Here is a 19,750-nt window from a genome sequence, read left to right as displayed (position 1 = left end):
AAACATTTTTCGTCAGCAACGATAATTACAACTCCACGTGCGGCTTGGAGGGATCGTCTTTAACGTGCGCGAACTTGGCGGCGAGCGCCTCCTTGTTGCGCTTTTCGTCCTCTTCTTTGGCCTTCTTCTTGGCCTCGTCGGGGTTCCACAGCACGTCTTCGCGATGCTTGCGCCATTCGACGGCGGCAAGCGGCGCAATGGTCACGGCGGTCACATCCAAGGTGGCGTCGGCGGCATCACTGCGAGCGGCAGCGGCCGCACGCTCACGAATCAAATCCAGCACCTGCTCGTCGGATAGGCAGATGCGCGGAATCGAGCACTGTTCGCGCAGCTCATTGACATACAGCAGCACCGGCAGTGCACGGGCAGCAGCCGCGCGCACCGACTCGTCGTCGGCAGCATCGGCAACATTGGCGACTTCGCCGAGCAGCGCATCGCATACGGCAAGTGCGGAGGCAAAGCGTTGAGCGATTGCGGCGGTCTCGTCAGCCTTGTCGCCCTCAGCTTCAGTTGCATCGGCAGCGTCGACACTGGCAGTATCATCTGCGTCACCGGCCTCACCAGCTTCCCCAGCCGCATCATCCTCAGGGGCCTCACCACCCTCAACAACCTGCGCTTCAGCAGCGTCGATAGTCTCACGCACGGCCGCAACCGTGGCGTCACCCCAATCCACGCCCAGCGCTTCGGCAGCGTCGAATACCAGCTGAGTATCGCCGGTGTCGGAGTAGTCGGCCATCGCATCATAGGCGTCGTTGGCGGCAAGCAGCGCATCAACGATGGTTTGCGGGCGTCCGGGGATTTCGTCGGCACCTTCGTACACGTATTCGGCGTCGGGCACGGTTACGTCCTGACCGGTGAGGATGCGGGCAAAGGCGCGGGTGATGCGCACTTGCAGGTTCTCCGCGTATTTCGCGTCGTTGTCCATCTGCATGGCCTCGGTGAGCGGCCACAGGGCGATCAACTCCTGCGCGGCCTTGGCGGCTTCGACCACGGCTGGCAGCCCGGCTACGCGCGCGATGGATTCATGGTTCAGCTCAACAGTCATTCATGCTCCTTTGCGGGGACGTCTCTTTCCGTATTGTCCCTCTATTCCACGTCGGCCGCAGGGTCAACATACGTGATTGACATCACACGGCCGTTCTGGTTGTCGTAGGTCACCGACGTGACGGACGCCAGCGCGGTGTGGCGAAGGAACATCCAGTGTTCGGGATGGCCGGTTTCCAGCATATGCCGGTAGCTCCAAATAGGTGATTCGTGGGAGACGACCACGATCTGTTGGCCCGGATGCTGGGCTACTTTCTCGCGTGCGAACGCGCTCATACGCTCGGCGATATGACGGTAGGATTCGCCCCAAGTGGGCTTGTAGAGGTTGCGGATCAGCTTCAGGTTTTCGGGACGCCACAGCGCGCCGGCACCGTAGCCGATGCGTTTACCGCGGAACTCGTTGGACGCTTCGATCACACGTTCGTCGGTGACCAGTTCGAGCGGGGCTTCGCCGCGTTCGGCGCGCACGGGGTTCAAGGCGTCGAGAATCGCACCGGCTGTCTCGCGCGTGCGGTCCAGCGGCGAGGAATAGACGGCGGCGATGGTGTTGGTCTGCGGGTTTGCCGCCAAGTAGGCACCGGTGGCTTGGGCCATGCGCAGGCCTCGATCGGACAGATGGAAGTCGGGCAGACGCTCATACAGCAGATGGTCGGGATTGTAGACCTTGCCGTGGCGCACAAAATGGATGGTCGTTGCGCTCATCAGTTCTCCTTTGCTGCCGTTGGGCCGCCGGGCGGGTGAATAACATTTAATGCTCCACTCACCAATCTACCCACCAATGTACCGCGTGTCGTGGTGCGGCAAACGATTAGAGTATGCGTGACGCAAATATGCGAACCAAACAGCGACGGGCGGCACCCACGTGGGCTAGTTGCTAGCGTAGGTCATTCACGTAGGTTGTTTTCAGCAATCACCGCGCGGGGCCGGACCGAATCGCACGCAAACTTTGCGCGACCATGGACACCAACACACATCATTCGATGAGGGCTTCGTGCGCGACGCCAAGCGCGCGAGGGACATCCAATCGGGAGCGGAAAGGAGCGTAGTGCTGTCATGTCCAATCAAGTCATAGCCGGGATCCGGGAAGTGACCCATAAGGTATTCGGCGGGTACGCGGAGCTGCTGCGCATCCCGCATACCGCACGCTATTCCATCGGCTCGGTGATCGCCTGCATGCCGTTCCCCATGGTCGGCATGACCATCACCATTTCCGTGCAGCATTACTACGGCAACTATTCGCTGGCCGGCCTGCTGACCGCCGTCCAAGCGATCGCGCTGGCACTGGCCACACCGTTGCTCGGCAAATTAACCGATAAGTTCGGCCAACGTCAGGTTTCGATTCCGACGATTATCGTGTGGATTATCGCCGCGATTTCGCTGGTCACCTGCATTACCAATCGTGCGCCGGAGTGGGTGCTGTTCTGCATCACGCCGTTTATGGCCGCGATTCCGCCGTGGGGTGCGATGAGCCGCGCCCGCTGGACGCGCATTCTTAAAGGCGATCACGAACGCACGAATCGTGCACTGTCGCTGTGCGGCGTGCTCGACGAATGCATGTGGGTGATCGGCAATCCGCTGGCCTCCACACTGGCTGTAATCTCCGGTCTGTTGGCCTTCTCGTTCACTGGCGTGTGCGTGGTAATCGGTGCGCTGATGTTCCTAACCGAGCTGAGCACCGAGCCGCCGTCGCAAACTGATTTGGCTCGCGCCGACGGTATCACCCGCAAGGAATATCGCGAGCGTGAGGCCGCGCGTGCGGAGGCGTTGAAGGCGGAAACCGCCGCCGAAGAGACTCGTCGTCGCCTGAAGCGTGAGGGCGTAACCGACCAGACTGCTATCGACCATGCTGTGGAGCAGGCCGTGGCTGACGCGCGCAGTGGCAAGAAGCAGTCGATTTGGGGGCCGGGCTTGGTTGCCGTGTGCATCACCTGGTTCTCGCTGGGCGCGTTCCAGTCGGCCACCAGTATTTCAATCATCGCGTTCGCCACCGAGCAGAATATGAAGCAATACACGGGCTTTGTGTTCGCATGCTTCTCAATCAGCTCGCTGATTGGCGCGCTCGTTTATGGCGCGAAGAACTGGCATATTCCGCTGTGGAAGCGCTTCTACTTCTGCCTGGCAGTGGTCAATATCGGCATCGGTACGTTCATGTTCGCCAAGCATCTGTGGGTCATCATGCTGATCTACCTGCTGATCGGCGTGTGCCAGGCACCGACGTGGATCAACGGCAATCAGCTAATGCTGCACTTGGTACCGCCGTCGCGCCTGACTGAAGGCATGGCATGGATGGGCGCGATGAATTCCATCGGTTCCTCCGCTGGCTCGGCCATCGCCGGACAGTTCATCGACCGTATGGGCTCGCACGGCGGCTTCATGGTGGTGACGGTGCTGGCGCTCAGTTCGCTGGTGATCGCATTCCTCGGTTTCAAGCAGATCAAAACCTCCACCGAACAGCCCACCCTCACCGAAGTGGCGGTCTGACGGCGGCGGTTGGCCGCTTGCCGACGGCCGCCAGCGCTCCGGAAACCCGGTTTCGCAACTTTCGCGACTATTTGGCGGCCGTATCATCGCACGCATAATCACTACCCCGCAAAATCAAGAATCACTACCCCACAAATATCGGCATATTTGCGGGGTAGTGATTATCACAGCCCCACAGATACCGGGATATTTGGTACTTGTATATAAACGCCTCTATCACTACCCCATAGGTACCTTCATATCTCTGGGGTAGTGATAGCAAACAATAGCCAACAACCGACAGCACCCGCTGAAACGGACGGTTTCAGCGCCCAAAACCTACTTTGGCCAGCCGTCGGGTGTGTGATCCAACGACCACAGGCCGAGACGATGGGAAAAACTGCGCTCCCACTTGGCCTCAAGCTGCTCGGGGGTGAGTTTCTTGTCCCCGGAACGCAGACGGTTCATGGCGTTGGTGTGGGTGTCATCCAGCAGCCACTTACGGATCACGAAATTCCACACCATTACCACGGCGGTGGCCACCAGCTTGCCGATATTGGTGCGAATCATGTATTCGGTGTGCTGGGTGATCATGGCGTCGTGGTTCATGCCGAACGTCGAAATGTAGATGATCACTTCGTTGATGAACAGGCCCACCACAGACGCGCCAACGAAGATAAGAATCTCCATCCAGCGGGCCATATCCGGGCGATGCTTGAACACGAACTTCATGCTCGCCACGTAGTTGAAGGCCAGGGAAATCAGGAACGAAACGGTGCTGGCGAGGATGTTGTGCAGGTGGAAGGCCAGCAGCAGGTTCATCAGGCCATAGTCGATCACGAAGGCGACTACGCCGACGATGCCGAATTTCATCAGCTGTTCAATCAGTTTTCTCACGAAGCACATTCAACACTGCGAGGCTGACCATACCACCCAATAGTTCCGAAAAATCCACTGAATCCCCGTAGAGAGAGGATACAAGCGGGATACTGAGCTGCTACTTGGCGAGCATGGGTGCGACCTGCTCCTCGTAGGCGGTCAGCGCGGTGTCGATCACCTGGTGCATGTCGTAGTACTTGTAGGTGCCGAGCCTACCGCCGAACACCGTGTTCGGTTCGGCGGCGGCCTTCGCCTCGTACGCCGCGTACAGTGCCTTGTCCGCATCCGTGTTCACCGGATAGTACGGCTCGTCGCCACGCTCGGCGAAGCGGGAGTATTCCTCCCACACCACGGTTTTGTCCGGATTCTGCGATTCGCGGCGCTCCGGATTGAAGTTCTTGAACTCAATCGCGCGGGTGTATGGCACGTCCGCGTCGGAGAAGTTCATCACCGGGCAGCCGAAATGATCGCCCTCGTCGTAGCGGCGCTCCACGAAGTCCACCGTGCGCCACTTCAGATCCCCAAGTTCGTAGTCGAAGTAACGATCCACCGGGCCCGTGTACACCACCGGCACGCCCGCTTCAGCGAGGGCCTGCTTGTTGTACGGTTGCGTCTCGTCGAAGAAGTCCACGCCCAGGCCGACCGTGATCTTGGGATCGTCGATCATCCGTTCCATCCACTTGGTGTAGCCGTCCGTCGGCAGGCCCTCCCAAGTGTCCCTGAAGTAGCGATTGTCGTAGTTGAAGCGCACCGGCAGACGTTTGATGATGTCCGCCGGCAGCTCGGCCGGATCGGTCTGCCACTGCTTGGCCGTGTAGTTCTTAATGAACGCCTCGTACAGGGGGCGGCCGATCAGGCTGATGCCCTTGTCGTTGAGATTCTCAGGATCCTTGCCGGCCAGTTCGCCCGCCTGCTCGGCGATCAGCGCGCGGGCCTCATCCGGCGTGTAGTGCGCACGGAAGAACTGGTTGATCGTGCCCAGGTTCGTCGGCAGCGGATATACCTCACCGTTGTGGGTGGCCCACACGCGGTGCACATAGTTCGTGAACGACGTGAACCGGTTCACGTAGTCCCACACACGCTTGTTCGACGTGTGGAACAGGTGCGCGCCGTAGCGGTGGATTTCCGCACCCGTCTCCTCATCCATATAGCTGTATGCGTTGCCGCCGATATGGTCGCGCACGTCGATGATGTGCACGCGAGCGCCCGCATGCTCCACCGCCTGCTGCGCCACCGTCAGGCCGAACAGGCCGGCACCCACAACCACCAAATCCGGATAATCCACAGCAGTCATCATTCTTCCAATCGTTCGATCATTCAACCGTTGTCCGTCGCCCATACTACCGACGCCCCTGCCGCGCACGTTGCCGGCTGGCGTCATCCGCACCGCACCGGCACAGGTGGACAGTCCTGCCAGCGTAAGTCTATCCGTGCCGGCGAAAGCCCATTCGTCGGCACGATTGCTGTAACTATCGCAACTTCACAGCCACCACAGCAGATGTGGCCATTACAACCAACACAATCAAACAACTAACGCATCCAAACAGCCAACGCACGGCACCAATCAGTATCTATCGTTTATTTGATTCGTAACTGCGAAAAATGCACCTCAAACACCAAAAACGTTGGAATTCCAACGATTATTTATTTGACTGGTATTTGACTCGTATTTGATTCGTATATGACTGACACGCTATGCTAGTAACTGCAACAAGCCTTGCCTGTCCAAAGGAAAACCCATGCCGGAAGATCTCATTCAACTCATCGACCAGCTCATCGCGCGATCTACCGAGTCCCAGACGGTGGAGTTCAAGGAGTCGAACGACGATGCCTTCATGATTGGCAAGGACATCTCCGCACTATCCAACGCGGCAGCCATCGAAGGCCAGGATTACGCCTACATGCTGTGGGGTGTGGACGACGCTACGCATGAGATCGTCGGCACTTCATTCAATCCTCTCGCCGCTAAGCACAAGGGCCAGGAACTGGAGCTTTGGCTACGTCTGAAGCTGTCGAAAAACGCGGAGTTCAAGTTCATCCCCGTGGATTATCGCGGCCATCGGACGGTTATACTGCGCATCTGGCCGGCAACCGGCTACCCTGTGTCGTTTGATGGCACAGAATACATACGTTCCGGCACCTCCACACAACCTGTTGCGAAGAATTCCCAGCGCGAACGTCGCCTGTGGGAGGTCACTAAATCCGAAGCCTTTGAGGATCAGATCGCAGCCCAATGGCTTACAGCTGAAGAAACATTGGATCTGCTGGATTGGAATATCTACTTCCGACAAACAGGCACTCCCCTGCCTTCGAATCGCACGGAAATTCTCCACTATCTTGAATCCGACCACATTATTCGGTTTCTTGACAGCGGTCAGTATGCCATCACTAATCTCGGAGCGCTGCTGTTCGCCGCTGATATGCAACGTTTCCCCACGGTCACGCGTAAGGCGTTGCGTGTCATCAAATACGAAGGCGACCGCAAATCCTCACCGTCGCGTTCGCGAGACTATGCCCATGGGTACGCCGATTTGGATGACGTCACGGCTTTTCTGCAAGCATGGCTGCCAGAGAGTGAAACCATCGGACGTGGGCTTCGCGTCACACATACCGCCTATCCGCAGATTGCGATCAGAGAGTTGCTGGCCAATATGCTGATTCACCAGGATCTCACGACCAGAGGCGCCGGGCCATTGATTGAGATTTTCAACAATCGTGTGGAGTTTTCTAATCCTGGCAATTCGCTGATTCGTTTGGAGCGACTGGTTAACGATCCGCCGGAAGCACGCAACCCGAAGCTGGCTGATTTGTCACGTCGCCTGCGCATGTGCGAGGAGGCAGGTTCCGGCTGGGACAAAATCATCGATGCCTGCGAGACTGCGCATATCCCTTCGCCTGTGGTGCAGCAATCTGATGGCACCGATGGTAACGCCAGCATTATGGTGCGACTATCCCAGTATCGCTCCTACCCTGATCTCAGCCTTAGCGAACGCATGGATGCCTGCTATTGGCATGCCTGCATTCAGTTTGCCAATGGCGAGTGCCTCACCAACGCTTCGCTGCGTGAGAGGTTTGGATTGGATGACTCATATTCGTCTCCCATCTCACGGCTGATTCGCGAAAGTGTAACGTCAGGGCTTATCAAACCGTCAGATCCGAACGCGCCACGCAAGAAGATGGAATATATCCCCGGTTGGGCGTGATAAACGATTGGGTCGCAATTCGATTTGCGGCCCAATCGTTTATTTGATTCGTAACTGTGAAAATTGAGGATCAAACATCAGAAACGTTGAAATTCCAACGATTTTTTATTTGACTGGTATTTGACTGGTATTTGATTCCGAAGCCGTTTATCGCCAGCCCCAGAGCACCAAAGATTGGCTGTTGGGGTCGGTGGGGGAAGTCGCTCCGGCAGTGCCGCGCGCGTTGGTGGGCGTGCCGTAGGTGGAGCGGCTGGGCAGTTCGCGGGTTTGACGGCGAATAGCATTGCGCCATAGGCGCGCACGGTTCGAGCGTTGCACTTCGACGATATCGCCGTCGCGCCCGGCTGCGAATACGCTGTCTTCATCCTTGGCCCGCAGGCGCTTGAGTTCACGGCGCAATTGGCGGTTCTCTTCTTCGAGATCCAGAATGCGGGTGATGCCCGTAAGATTGATGCCTTCATCCTGGCTCAGGTGCTGGGTGTGCGCCAAACGCGCGATATCGCGCAAACAGTAGCGACGCGCGCCACCCTCAGTGCGCTGGGGGCGCACCAAGCCAAGACGGTCGTATTGCCGAAGAGTTTGGGGGTGAATATTGGCCAGTTCGGCGGCCTGACCAACAGTGAACACAGGCAGCTCGATGTCGAAGCCGACATCATCGGCACCATCGAGATCCGCGCGTCCCATGACGAGCGCGGTTGCACACATCGCGTAGAGCTGCCGCATATGAGTGTCCAACCGCGCCATCATTCACCTCCCGATTGGCCCTGATTGAGCAGGGCATTGTTTTGACGTTACAGTCTCCCGACTGCCTCCCGCTTGCCGACGGGAGTATTGGTCAGCGTTCCAAGTAGTTGCCGGCCTTATCGTCGAACTCCTTGGCGGCATGCTTGACGCCAAGACCCGGCTTGGCGGGAACCATGATCTGCACACGACCGATCAGGTCGCCCGGCTGGTTGCCGCGCTGAACGCCCAGTCCCGACACCCTGACTTCGGTGCCGGAGCTGGATCCGGCCGGCACCTTGAAGGTGACGGAATTGCCGTCGATATCATGAGCCTCAACCTTGGCACCGGCCACGGCTTCGCCCACGGTGACGGGCAGATCCATGACGATGTCGCTGCCTTCCATGCGGAAGGTCGGATCGGTTTTCACGCTGACGTGCAGGTACAGGTCACCGGCCCTGCCGCCGTTGCGCCCAGGCTTGCCTTTGCCGGCCAGCTTGATCTTCTGGCCGTCCTTGACACCTGCAGGCACGTGCGCCTTGAACTTCTTGCCGTCGACAGACAGGGATACGGTCGCGCCTTTGACCGCCTGGCGCAGGGTCAGACTGATCTTGGAGTTACGATCCTCGCCCTGCTCGGGTTGCGGTGCCTGTTCGTAGGCCGACTGGCCGTACGGCGAGCCGCCATACGCGCCACCTGCACCAGGGCCGCCAGCGGCACCACCGAACATCGAGAAGATGTCGTTGAGGTTGGGCTGACCGCCGTTGCCAGAGGTGGAGAAGCGAATACGCGAGCCGCCGGGGCCGCCTGCGGCACCACCGAACATGCCTCCGAACAAATCGGAGAAGTCAGCACCGGAGAAGCCACCTGCGCCGGTACCACCGGCGAAACGTGCGCCACCCATACCAAATTGGCGAATGGCGTCATACTTCTGACGGCTGTCCTTGCTGCTCAACACATCGTAGGCTTCAGAGATGTCCTTGAACTTCTCTTCGGCTTCCTTGGTTTTATTGACGTCCGGGTGATATTTACGGGCCAGCTTGCGGTAGGCCTTTTTAATCTCGTCGTCGGTAGCGTCCTTGGAGACACCAAGGACCTTATAGAAATCTTTGGTCAACCATTCATTCTCAGCCATCGTTGCCTCCCTTCGTTACAAGTCATAGCTGTATAGGCTGTATAGTCTCGTCATTTTTCAGCGGAGCCGAGGAATCCCTGAAGATTCTTCGGCTCCATGTTCGACTCCGCTAAAAATGACGGATAGGGTCAGTTTTGCGGGGAAGCGACGACCACGCGGGCGGCGCGAATCACGCGATCGCCGATGCGGTAGCCGGCTTCCACCACGGTATCGACGGTTTCCTTCTCAGCCGATGCGTCCGGCTTGTGCAGAATCGCGTCATGCTTGGTGGGGTCGAAGTCCTCGCCCTGTTCGCCGAACTTCTCCACGCCGAACTTCTCGAAGGCCTTGTCGATTTTCGCGGCTACGGCTTTGAAGGAGTCGTCCATCTCGCTGTGCTGACGGATGCGGTCGATATCGTCGAGAGCCGGCAGCAGAGCGGTCAGCACGTCGGTAATGCCGTGCTGACGGAAGCGCTCCTGCTCCTTCTGGGCGCGGTTACGGAAGTTGATGAACTCCGCACGTTCGCGCTGCAGGGCTTCCAGATATTCGGCAGCTTCCTTCTTGGCCTTGCCCAGCGGGGTCAAAGTATCTTCGCTCGCACCTTCGCCGTCACCGGCACCGGCAGAATCAGCAGTAGCTGCCGTATCGGCACCAGCATCAGCCGCACCAGCGGTATCAGCGGCAGAAGCAGCTGCAGAAGCAGCGCCGGCATCCGCCGGGGCCGAGGAGGCCGCCTGATCCGCAGCAGCGGACTGGTCGGCAGCCTGATCGGCGTCCGGCAGATCGTTCAGGTAGTCGTCCTTGTTGAACTCAGCCATGGGGCGACCTTACTTGTTGTTCTTGTCGTCGTCATCGTCCACGACTTCGGCTTCAACGGTGTCGTCGTCGGAGCCAGCAGCGGCGGAATCGGAGGCACCGGCACCAGCAGCGCCGGCAGCGGCACCTTCAGCACCCTGCTGGGCGTAGAGGGCCTGGCCGATCTTCTGGGCGGAGGTCATCAGCTCGCTCTGCGCGGTCTTGACAGCCTCGGTGTCCTCACCCTTCAGGGCTTCCTTCAGAGCGTTGACCTTGTCGGTCACTTCCTTAACGACATCATCGGAGAGCTTGTCCTTGTTGTCGTTGACGAGCTTTTCGGTGCTGTAGGCGAAGGCTTCGGCCTGGTTGCGGGTCTCGGCGTCTTCCTTACGCTTCTTATCCTCGGCCTCGTGGGCTTCGGCTTCCTTAACCATGCGGTCGATTTCGTCCTTCGGCAGGCCGGAACCGCCGGTGATGGTCATGGACTGTTCCTTGCCGGTGCCCTTGTCCTTGGCGGAAACGTGCACGATGCCGTTGGCGTCGATGTCGAAGGTGACCTCGATCTGCGGCACGCCACGCGGCGCCGGAGCGATACCGGTCAGCTCGAAGGTGCCCAGCGGCTTGTTGTCGCGAGCGAACTCACGCTCACCCTGGTAGACCTGGATGAGCACGGACGGCTGGTTGTCCTCAGCGGTGGAGAACACTTCGGAACGCTTGGTCGGGATGGCGGTGTTGCGGTCGATGAGCTTGGTCATGATGCCGCCCTTGGTCTCGATGCCCAGCGACAGCGGGGTCACGTCGATCAGCAGCACATCCTTACGGTCGCCCTTGATGACGCCGGACTGCACGGCAGCGCCCACAGCCACAACCTCATCCGGGTTCACGGACTGGTTCGGTTCCTTGCCACCGGTGAGTTCCTTGACAAGCTCCTTGACGGCGGGCATACGGGTGGAGCCGCCGACCAGCACCACGTGGTCGATGTCGCTCACGGAGATGCCGGCGTCGTGCAGCACGTTGTTGAACGGGGTGCGGCAGCGGCCGAGCAGGTCGGAGGTCATTTCCTCGAAGCGGGCACGGGTCAGGGTTTCGTCCAGGTGCACAGGGGTGCCGTCAGGGGTCATCGCCAGGTACTGCATGGAGATGGAGGTCGAGGTGGAGGAGCTCAGCTCCTTCTTGGCCTGCTCAGCGGCTTCCTTCAGACGCTGCAGAGCAATCTTGTCCTTGGACAGATCCACGCCGTACTTGTTCTTGACTTCGCTCACCAGCCAGTCGATGACCTTCTGATCCCAGTCGTCGCCGCCCAGGTGGTTGTCGCCGTTGGTGGCCTGCACCTGGATGGTGGAGAAGCCGTCATCATCCTTGCCGATTTCCAGCAGGGAGACATCGAAGGTGCCGCCACCGAGGTCGAAGACCAGGATGCGCTCATCTTCCTTGCCCTTTTCCAGACCGTAGGCCAGAGCCGCGGCGGTCGGTTCGTTGATGATACGCAGCACGTTGAGGCCTGCGATCTTGCCGGCGTCCTTGGTGGCCTGACGCTGAGCATCGTTGAAGTATGCCGGGCAGGTGATGACCGCGTCGGTGACGGGCTCGCCGAGGTAGGCTTCGGCGTCGCGCTTCAGCTTCATCAGGATCTGCGCGGAAATCTCCTGCGGGGTCCACTTCTTGCCGTCGATGTCGACGGTCCAATCGGTGCCCATGTGACGCTTGACGGAGGAGATGGTGCGGTCAACGTTGGTGACGGCCTGGCGCTTGGCCACTTCGCCGACGAGGATTTCGCCGGACTTGGAGAAAGCGACCACCGACGGGGTGGTGCGCATGCCCTCGGCGTTCACGATAACGGTGGGCTCGCCGCCTTCCAGCGTTGCGATGCAAGAGTTGGTGGTACCAAGATCAATACCGACTGCACGTGCCATAATGTGTGCTCCTTTTGTTCGTTGCGCCCCAGCTTGGTTCGGCTGCGGCGCAGGTTCTGTTTCACGGTTTCCCGCTCACGTTTTCTTCGAGCCTCCGGTGGTTCTTGCCGAACCATCTTTCGACCCGTTCCAAAACTTGAGCCTACACCACTCAACTTTGATTCGTCAACTTTTATTCCCGCCTCTTCACAAAAAACTTGAGTCTTCTTGACTGAACTTTTGCAGCGTGTCGTATATGAGAAAACCCGCCCAGGTTCGCGGGAACCAGAGCGGGTTATCGTGAGTGCAGATATCGGCTAGCTTTGCGCAACCTATGCGCGCAGCAGTACTTCTTCGATGGCACTGATCACGCTTTGCGGCATATGCGACTGCCAGAAGTCGCCTTCGCCGCGCTTGTCACGTTCCAGCGCATGCAGGCCAACGAGCGCGCCCATGCCGAGACGATCGACCATATCCATGGCCTTGCCCTTGGTCAGGAACTGCATCTGTGCGCTGTTGAGAATAGCGAACACGTCGTCATGCACCGGATTGTCGGCCACAAGGGTGGCCTTGCCATCCGCCGGGGACAGGGAGATGACGATGCTGGAAGCCGTGGATACGGCCGGCAGCGTGACGCTCATGCTCAGCGTTGCGGGATCGTAGGAGGTTGTTGCGGCAACTTCAGCGCCATCCACGCTCGCCGTGCAGGTTGCGGGGGCGACACCGCGCAGCACGATGGTCCATTCGCGTGCGGCAGGCACGGATGCGACTTCGCCGCGAACCGGGTCGATGGCGAACGTGCAGCCGGCACCGTCGGCATTCCAAGTCAGGTGCATATCGGTTTGGGCGAGGCCAGCTTCGCGTGCGGCCGTTTCGGCATCATGGGACTCCGGGAAGCGCCCGGCGTCTTCGCTTAGGGTGAACGAACCGTTGGCACCGGGGAAGGCCACCACGCGCAGGGCGCGGGGGTTGGCGATGTCGTTGCAGCGCTGGGCGTCAACATCAGTACCAGCCACAGCAGCATCAGCGGCACCAGCCTCATCGACCAGCGGCTGCATCGGCACAATCGCACCGGCCTTGGCGAACACAGGGATGCGGTCAAGCTCACGCCATACCGACAGGCGACGGCCGTTTTCATCGGCGGCAACGTAGCGTCGGCCGTCGAAGAAGTCGAACCATTCGCCCTGCGGCAGCCATACGTCGGCCTTGGCACGGCGCGCATCGGCATCCCCCGGATCAACGATCGGGGCGACGATCAGTTCGCTGCCGAAGCGGAATTCGTTGCGGTAGTCGTAGGCGCTGTCGTTGTTGGGTTCGGCCCAATACATCGGCTGCACAATCGGCTCATCGTCGAAGGCGGCGCGCCAGTTCATGGTGTAGAGGTACGGGATGAGCTCGTGGCGCAGTCGCAGCGCCTTGTTCATCGCCTCGCGCGTGTTGCCGTCGAAGTTCCACGGCTCCTTGCCATTGAACGGCGAATCGGTGGAGTGCAGGCGGTTGATGGGGCTGAAGACGCCCAGCTGATACCAGCGAGCCTCAAGCTCGTCATCGCGGTAGCCGAACATGTGGCCGCCGATATCATGGCTCCACCAGCCGTAACCCACATTCGAGGCAGTGGCGGTGAATTCGGGCTGGAACTTGAGCGACTCCCACGAAATCACGGTGTCGCCGGAGAATCCGACCGGGTAGCGGTGCGAGCCGGGGCCGGCGTAGCGAGAGAAGGTGAGCGGCCAGCGGCCGTCGCGACCGGAATCCAGGTAGTGCATGTGGTTGAGCATCCACAGCGGGTCGAGGCCTGGCAGGCGGGTCACGCCGCCCTGCTGCCAGTCAAGCCACCAGAAGTCAACGCCTTCATCCTCCAGCTCATGGTGCATGTCGAAGTAGGCTTCCATGAACTTCGGGCTGGTCAGGTCGAATTCCACGGGTTCGCCGGCCTCGGCATTCACGCCCATGGCAGCCGCAACTTTGGCGTAGGGCTTTTCGAAGGCACGCACGCCGTCGCGCGGGTGCACGTTCAGCGTGGTCTTGAGGCCACGACGGCGCAGTTCGGCAAGGAAACGCTCGGGGTCAGGGAAGAATTCGGTGTTCCAGGTGTAGCCGGTCCAGCCGGAGCCGTACTTGGGGTCAACCGCGTCGACCAGATGCCAGTCCATATCGATGACGGCGGTGGTGAACGGCAGTTTTTCGGCTTCGAAACGGTCCATCAGGTTCAGGTATTCCGACTCGGTGTAGCGATGGTAGCGGCTCCACCAGTTGCCCATGGTGAAACGCGGCAGCAGCGGGGTCGGGCCGGTCAGGCGATACAGGTCGCGCACGGCGTCCTTGAATCGCAGGCCGTGGCCGAAGAAGTAGAGGTCGGTTTCCTGGTGATCGCGCGGGGCGACCCACAGGCCGAACGGATTCGCCTCACCGTTCACCTGTTCGGCAGCCGCGACCACGTTCGAGGCGGAATCGTCGATTACCGCCCAGCCGTCGGTCGAGCAGACACCGAGGCCCATATCAGTGCGACCGTCGACCTCATCCAAGGTGCGGGCGGTGCCGCCGAGATTGCCGTAGGGCGTATCGCCGTAATGCCAGGTGTTGCGCTGCGAGCGCGGCACGCCTTTAACCACGATGCTCAGGCCCTCCTTGGTGAAAGGCTTGCGATCGTAGGTCAGGCGCAGCGCGTCGGTTTCGATAATCAGCAGGCCGTCGCGCTCATCGGTGGTGAAGTGGGGCGTCTCACCGCCAAAATCGCGGTTGAAAGCCATCTGCGTGGCGTTGTCTTCAAAGACACCGCTGTCGGACCATTCGAGGCGCAGCAGTGAATCGGACAGGATGCCGATGCGCCAGTAATCGCCTTGAATTGTGGCAGCGGCGTTCATCCGCGGGCTCATGGACGGAGTGAACGTGGCAGCGGAAATGGAAGTCATAATGCGGTCTCCTTTTGTGACCATATGGAGGAAGGTGGCAGCCCCCCCGCGAATAGTTCGAATATCACGCGCATCGCGCCATTGGCATGACAACAATGCACAAATAAACCGGATGCCGCCAGTGTATCGCCTTGGCGGCATCCAGGGGCTGAACTACTTGCCCGAACCGGTGGCGATACCGGCGATGAACTGCTTCTGGAACAGCATGTACACGATGATTACCGGAATGATGGCGATTGAGGTGGCTGCGAACAGTCCGCCGTAATCAGTGCCGTACTGGCCGGAGAACATCTTGAGGCCTACGGACAGCAGCTGCTTGTCGTCATCGGTGATCATCAGGAAGGGCCACAGGTAGTCCTCCCAGTTCCACAGGAACACGAAGATGGCGAGCGCGGCGATGGAGTTGCGGCTCATCGGCAGCACGATGCGGTGGAAGATGCGCGAATCGCTGGCACCGTCCAGTTTGGCGGCTTCGATGATTTCGTCGGAGATGCCGCCGATGGACTGACGGAACATGAACACGCCGAAGCCGTTGATCAGACCGGGGATAATCAGCGAACGGTAGGTATCGAGCCAGCCGAACTGCACCATCATGTCGTACTGCGGGATGATGGTCACGGCCCACGGCAGCATCATCGTGGACAGCACTGCACCGAACAGCACGTTGCGCCCGCGGAAGTGCATTTTGGAGAATACGTAGCCGAGCACAGCGCTGAAGTAGATGATAAGTACGGTTTTGATGGTTGCCACGAACAGCGAGTTGCCGAACAGGCGCATGAAGTTGAACTTCTCTTGGATGCCTGTGTAGTTGTCCAGCGTGCTAGGTGTGGGGAAGATACCACCGGTGATCTTGACGATTTCACTGTTGGGGGCGAACGATGAGACCAGCATCCAGATGAACGGGATAACGGTGATGGCTGCCAGCACGAACAGCAGCGCGGTGATGACGATGGTCGAAATCTTCTTGCCGGTTGCGGTATTCATCGCGATTCCTCCAATTTATCGCCGGAAGCCTTGAACATGAGCAGCGTGAGTACGCCGGTGAGGACGAACAGGATCACGCTCATTGCGGAAGCAACGCCGAAGTTGTATTTGGTGAACGCCTGATCGTAGATGAGGTAGCTGATGGTGTAGGTGTCGGTGCCGGGGCCGCCGCCGGTCATCACAAGAATCTGGATGTAGGCCTGCAGGTAGGTGATCAGCGAGGTGATGACGATGAGCAGCGTGGTGGGGCGCAGCAGCGGCAAAGTGATCTTCCAGAACGTCTGCCATTTGCCGGCACCGTCGAGGCTAGCGGCTTCGTAGACGTCGGTGGGCAGGGACATGATGCCGGCCATATACAGCACGGTAGCGTAACCAAAGTCCTTCCAGATGGTCATGATGATGACCGCTGGCATGGCCCAGTGCGAGTCGTTCAGCCAGCCGATGTCAAGTCCAGTGACCTTATCGATCATGCCGAACTGCGGATCATACATCCACATCCACACGAAGCTCACTGCCACCAGCGGGGTGATGGTCGGCATGTAGAACAGGCCACGCAGAGCACTTTTAGCTTTGACGAGCTTCGAGGTGAGCAGCAGGGCGAGTGCCAGTCCCACGATCACACGGAATGCGACGGAGAAGAATGAATAGACGGCGGTGTTCCAGATCGACTTCCAGAACAGGGAGTCGGTAAGCACCTGCGCATAGTTCTCGAATCCCACCCACTGGTAAGTGTCGGTCAACGGGTTCCAGTTGTGCATGGAGCCGGCGAAGGCTTTGATGATTGGATAGGCCATGAACACCGCGAAATAGCCGACAAGCGCTACTACCGCGATGTTGCGCATCGAAAAGATGCGTTGCAGCGTTGTGTTGTGCATGGAACTTCTCTTTTCTTAATTCTGTATTGCTGGTTGCGTTGCGCGGTAACGGGCTACTGTGCCTCGTCGATGTGCGCGTACTTGGATTCAAGTGAGACGAAGTCACTGCCCTTCATATCGGTTTCGATCTGCGCTTGGGCGGTGGCTACGGCGGTATCGATGTCCTGACCGTTCTGGATGACGTTCTGGAACGCGATCTTCGGGCTGCTTTCCAGAGTGGAAGGCACCGGTCCGGGCCAGATCAGTCGGTCAAGGCGCGGCTTGATGGCAGCCATCACCGGGTTGGAGAGGATTTCGGAATCGTCCTGCAGACTCTTTTTGCCGGGGAAGGAGTTCTGCAGTTTGACCGCGGAGCGTACGTAGTCGTCTCCGGCGAGCAGGAATCGGATGAAGTCCTGCGCCACGGCACGCTGTTCCTCGCTTTGGTGCACGTTGATGCCGGGCGTGGATTCGCCGTTGTAACGGTCGTAGGCGAAGGGTACGTCATCGCTGAAGGTCGGGGTAGGGAACACACCGTAGTCGATGTCGGGGTATTTGGTCTCAAGGGTGCCCTGCAGCGCACCCCAGGCGTAGATCATGGCGGATTGCCCGTTGCCGAAGCTTTGTTCGGAATTGTCGCCGAATTTCACGGACGAGACTTTGTCGGTTTCGTACAGGTCGCGCAGGAATTCGAGGTTTTCCTTGGTGGCTTCGCAGTCGTAGTTCGCGACGGTGCCGTCCTTGCTGAACATCAGAGCGCCGCGCTGGTAGTTCAATCCCTGCCACAGACCATCGTAACGACCATCGCCGTTCATATTGAAGCCGGACTGAATCATCTTGTTGCCGTCGAATTTGGTAAGCTTCTTGGCGACTTCGACGAATTCGTCCCAGGTGGCGGGGATATCGTCTTCAGTCAGACCGGCTTCGGCCCACAGCGTTTTGTTGTAGTAGATATTGCCGGTGTTGATCACGGAGTCGATGTACATGATTTTGCCGTCGACGACGTGCAGGTCAACATTGGTGTAGTCAGCCTCGAGATCGGCCGTGTCGATGTCGTAGGCTTCCATGTGCGGGCGCAGCAGCGCGTCCTGAGAGTTGTGCACGTTGAACAGCACCGGTGCGTTCTTGTTGCCCTTAAGCGACAGGGGCGTTTTCACCCAGTAGTCGCTCCAAGCCACCTGCGAGATTTTTACGGTGACATTCGGATGGATCTTCTCGTATTCGTGCAGCATACCGATCACCGGATCGGTGCTGGCGTCACCCCAGCTCCAGTAGCCGATTTCGATGGGCTGCCCGTCGTTGACCAGATGGTTGGGATCGTAGGTGACGTGGTCGCCGAGTACGGCCAGGCCCTTGTCCGCGTTGGTATCCACAACGCCGGATGCTCCTGCAGTACCGCAACCGGTTGCAGCAGTAGCAATGAGCACGGTTGCAGCAATGGCCGCACAGGTTTTTGCTAGTTTCATACTCTCCTACTTCCTTGTAAGACTGAAGAAGTATGAAAAGTATGGCACGCTTGAACGACGCCGTCAACCAACTTTCAACTTTGTTGCAACCCGTTGCATCTGCAACCCGTTGCAATTCATGGTTTTCTCAGGTTTTTATTTGATAACATACGGCGTGTCGCAATATGACAACAGTTTCATATATAGCGCACGAAATACGCTCTGCAACAACTTCGTCGTGCTAAGCTGAACAACAGCACCCAGCAATCACGCGACGAAAGCCGCCGTGGCAGTCGACACAAAGGAACGCGACTGATGAAAGCCAGTATCGACGACGTCGCCCGCGAATCCGGGGTCTCCAAATCCACGGTGTCACGAGCGCTCTCCCGCCCTGACATGGTGTCGGACGCCACCTGCGCCAAGGTGTTGGCTGCAGCCGAACGCTTGAATTTCTCCGTTTCGCGCGCGTCAGGCATCCTCAAATCCGGCCGCTCCCAGCGCATCGCCATGCTGGTCGGATCGAATCAGATCGACTGGTTTTCCGCCAAAATCATTGAGGGGCTAAATCCGACATTCCAACAGGCCGGCTATGACCTTGTCGTATACCCCGTCGCAGGTCAGGAGGAGCGCGCCACTTTCTTCGATAAGCTGCCGGTGCGCGGCAACGCCGACGCCGTGGTCGTCTCGTCCTTCGACATCAGTCCTGCCGAAATCAAACGCTTGGGCACCGCGCACGTGCCGATTGTCGGCATTAACGTGGCCTCCACTGACGAATTCACGGCTTCGGCCAGCATCGACGACGACGCCGGCATTCGCTTGGCCGTCAAGCACCTCGCTCAGCAGGGGCATCGCAACATCGTTTATGTGCAGCCGCAGGTCGTCTCCACTCTGCACTTCAGCTCCTATCGCCGTATCACCGGGTTCACGGCAACCTGCGCACAGCTAGGGCTGCTCGGCCGCACCGTGACCGTGCCCGCGTCTCAAGGCGAGGATGACACCCACGTGTTCGATGCCGTGATCAGCGACATCCTCGCCGCCGACGACCGCCCCACTGCACTGTGCTTCCATCAGGACTCGATGGCAATTCCCTTTTTCTTCCGTCTGGGCCAATGCGGCCTGCGCATTCCCGACGATATTTCCATCGTCGGCTATGACGACAGCACCTTCGCTGCGGAAGTCGGCCTGACCACCATCCGTCAGGATCCGCGCGCCATGGCCGAGCACGTGGCGCGCGCCACCCTGCGCCTGATCGACGGCGGCACGTTGAGCACTCCGCACGAACGATTCGCCCCGCAGCTTATCGTGCGCTCCTCCACCGCACCTGCGGCCTGATATTCCGGCGCTTTCGCACATTCGACACGCCTTGCGCAATGTTTTGCAATCGTTGTCAAAAAGTCGTACGCTGAGTCATGCATTACTTGCATACCGCCACCATCGTTCAACGA

General features: G+C 59.1%; 15 protein-coding genes. 3 read left to right on the top strand and 12 right to left on the bottom strand.

What is annotated here, in order from left to right; all coding sequences use genetic code 11:
- Positions 1-25 precede the first annotated feature (25 nt).
- Both G1C95_RS10920 and G1C95_RS10915 read right to left on the bottom strand, forming a co-directional pair.
- Positions 26-1,045 carry a prolipoprotein diacylglyceryl transferase gene (locus G1C95_RS10920; protein WP_169172982.1) on the bottom strand — a complete coding sequence of 340 codons (1,020 nt, stop codon included), beginning with the start codon at positions 1,043-1,045 and terminating at the stop codon, positions 26-28.
- Positions 1,046-1,086: 41 nt separating this feature from the next.
- Entirely contained in the window at positions 1,087-1,746 is a 660-nt protein-coding gene (locus G1C95_RS10915; RefSeq protein ID WP_169172981.1) for a histidine phosphatase family protein, read from the bottom strand.
- A 351-nt stretch (positions 1,747-2,097) separates the two neighbouring features.
- Between G1C95_RS10915 and G1C95_RS10910 the strand changes: the two genes are divergently transcribed.
- Positions 2,098-3,525, top strand: a complete 1,428-nt coding sequence (locus G1C95_RS10910) for an MFS transporter (RefSeq protein ID WP_169172980.1) — start codon at positions 2,098-2,100, stop codon at positions 3,523-3,525.
- Between the two features lie 318 nt (positions 3,526-3,843).
- Here the strand turns inward: G1C95_RS10910 and G1C95_RS10905 are convergent, their stop codons facing one another.
- Positions 3,844-4,377 carry a GtrA family protein gene (locus tag G1C95_RS10905; RefSeq protein ID WP_169173019.1) on the bottom strand — a complete coding sequence of 178 codons (534 nt, stop codon included), beginning with the start codon at positions 4,375-4,377 and terminating at the stop codon, positions 3,844-3,846.
- Between the two features lie 124 nt (positions 4,378-4,501).
- Positions 4,502-5,680: a UDP-galactopyranose mutase gene (gene glf / locus G1C95_RS10900; RefSeq protein ID WP_169172979.1), complete on the bottom strand. Its 1,179-nt coding sequence runs from the start codon at positions 5,678-5,680 to the stop codon at positions 4,502-4,504.
- A gap of 442 nt (positions 5,681-6,122) precedes the next feature.
- Here glf and G1C95_RS10895 point away from each other — a divergent pair, with 442 nt between their 5' ends.
- The gene (locus G1C95_RS10895) at positions 6,123-7,586 is read left to right on the top strand and encodes an ATP-binding protein (RefSeq protein WP_169172978.1); all 1,464 of its coding nucleotides are present in this window, start codon (positions 6,123-6,125) and stop codon (positions 7,584-7,586) included.
- Between the two features lie 147 nt (positions 7,587-7,733).
- Here G1C95_RS10895 and G1C95_RS10890 read toward each other — a convergent pair whose 3' ends face one another.
- The 8 genes from G1C95_RS10890 to G1C95_RS10855 all read right to left on the bottom strand — a co-directional run bounded on the left by G1C95_RS10890 (position 7,734) and on the right by G1C95_RS10855 (position 18,326).
- Positions 7,734-8,330, bottom strand: coding sequence for a heat shock protein transcriptional repressor HspR (locus G1C95_RS10890; protein WP_169173018.1), 597 nt, complete (start codon positions 8,328-8,330; stop codon positions 7,734-7,736).
- Between the two features lie 91 nt (positions 8,331-8,421).
- A complete protein-coding gene (locus G1C95_RS10885; protein WP_169172977.1) occupies positions 8,422-9,441 on the bottom strand; it encodes a DnaJ C-terminal domain-containing protein in 1,020 nt (339 codons plus the stop codon).
- Positions 9,442-9,569: 128 nt separating this feature from the next.
- On the bottom strand, positions 9,570-10,241 hold the full coding sequence (grpE, locus tag G1C95_RS10880) for a nucleotide exchange factor GrpE (RefSeq protein ID WP_169172976.1): 672 nt from the start codon (positions 10,239-10,241) through the stop codon (positions 9,570-9,572).
- Positions 10,242-10,250: 9 nt separating this feature from the next.
- Entirely contained in the window at positions 10,251-12,131 is a 1,881-nt protein-coding gene (dnaK, locus tag G1C95_RS10875) for a molecular chaperone DnaK (protein WP_169172975.1), read from the bottom strand.
- 311 nt (positions 12,132-12,442) lie between these two features.
- Positions 12,443-15,022, bottom strand: a complete 2,580-nt coding sequence (locus tag G1C95_RS10870) for a glycoside hydrolase family 31 protein (RefSeq protein WP_169172974.1) — start codon at positions 15,020-15,022, stop codon at positions 12,443-12,445.
- Between the two features lie 153 nt (positions 15,023-15,175).
- Positions 15,176-16,006, bottom strand: coding sequence for a carbohydrate ABC transporter permease (locus G1C95_RS10865; RefSeq protein ID WP_169172973.1), 831 nt, complete (start codon positions 16,004-16,006; stop codon positions 15,176-15,178).
- A complete protein-coding gene (locus G1C95_RS10860; RefSeq protein WP_169172972.1) occupies positions 16,003-16,881 on the bottom strand; it encodes a carbohydrate ABC transporter permease in 879 nt (292 codons plus the stop codon). Before G1C95_RS10860 ends, G1C95_RS10865 begins: the two co-directional genes overlap by 4 nt.
- Before the next feature lie 53 nt (positions 16,882-16,934).
- Positions 16,935-18,326, bottom strand: coding sequence for an extracellular solute-binding protein (locus tag G1C95_RS10855; protein ID WP_169172971.1), 1,392 nt, complete (start codon positions 18,324-18,326; stop codon positions 16,935-16,937).
- A gap of 294 nt (positions 18,327-18,620) precedes the next feature.
- Here G1C95_RS10855 and G1C95_RS10850 point away from each other — a divergent pair, with 294 nt between their 5' ends.
- On the top strand, positions 18,621-19,637 hold the full coding sequence (locus G1C95_RS10850) for a LacI family DNA-binding transcriptional regulator (protein WP_169172970.1): 1,017 nt from the start codon (positions 18,621-18,623) through the stop codon (positions 19,635-19,637).
- The last annotated feature ends 113 nt before the right edge of the window (positions 19,638-19,750 follow it).

The organism is Bifidobacterium oedipodis, assembly GCF_012932425.1.
GTDB classification, from domain to species: Bacteria; Actinomycetota; Actinomycetes; order Actinomycetales; family Bifidobacteriaceae; genus Bifidobacterium; species Bifidobacterium oedipodis.
This window is presented reverse-complemented; position numbering and strand designations above follow the sequence as displayed.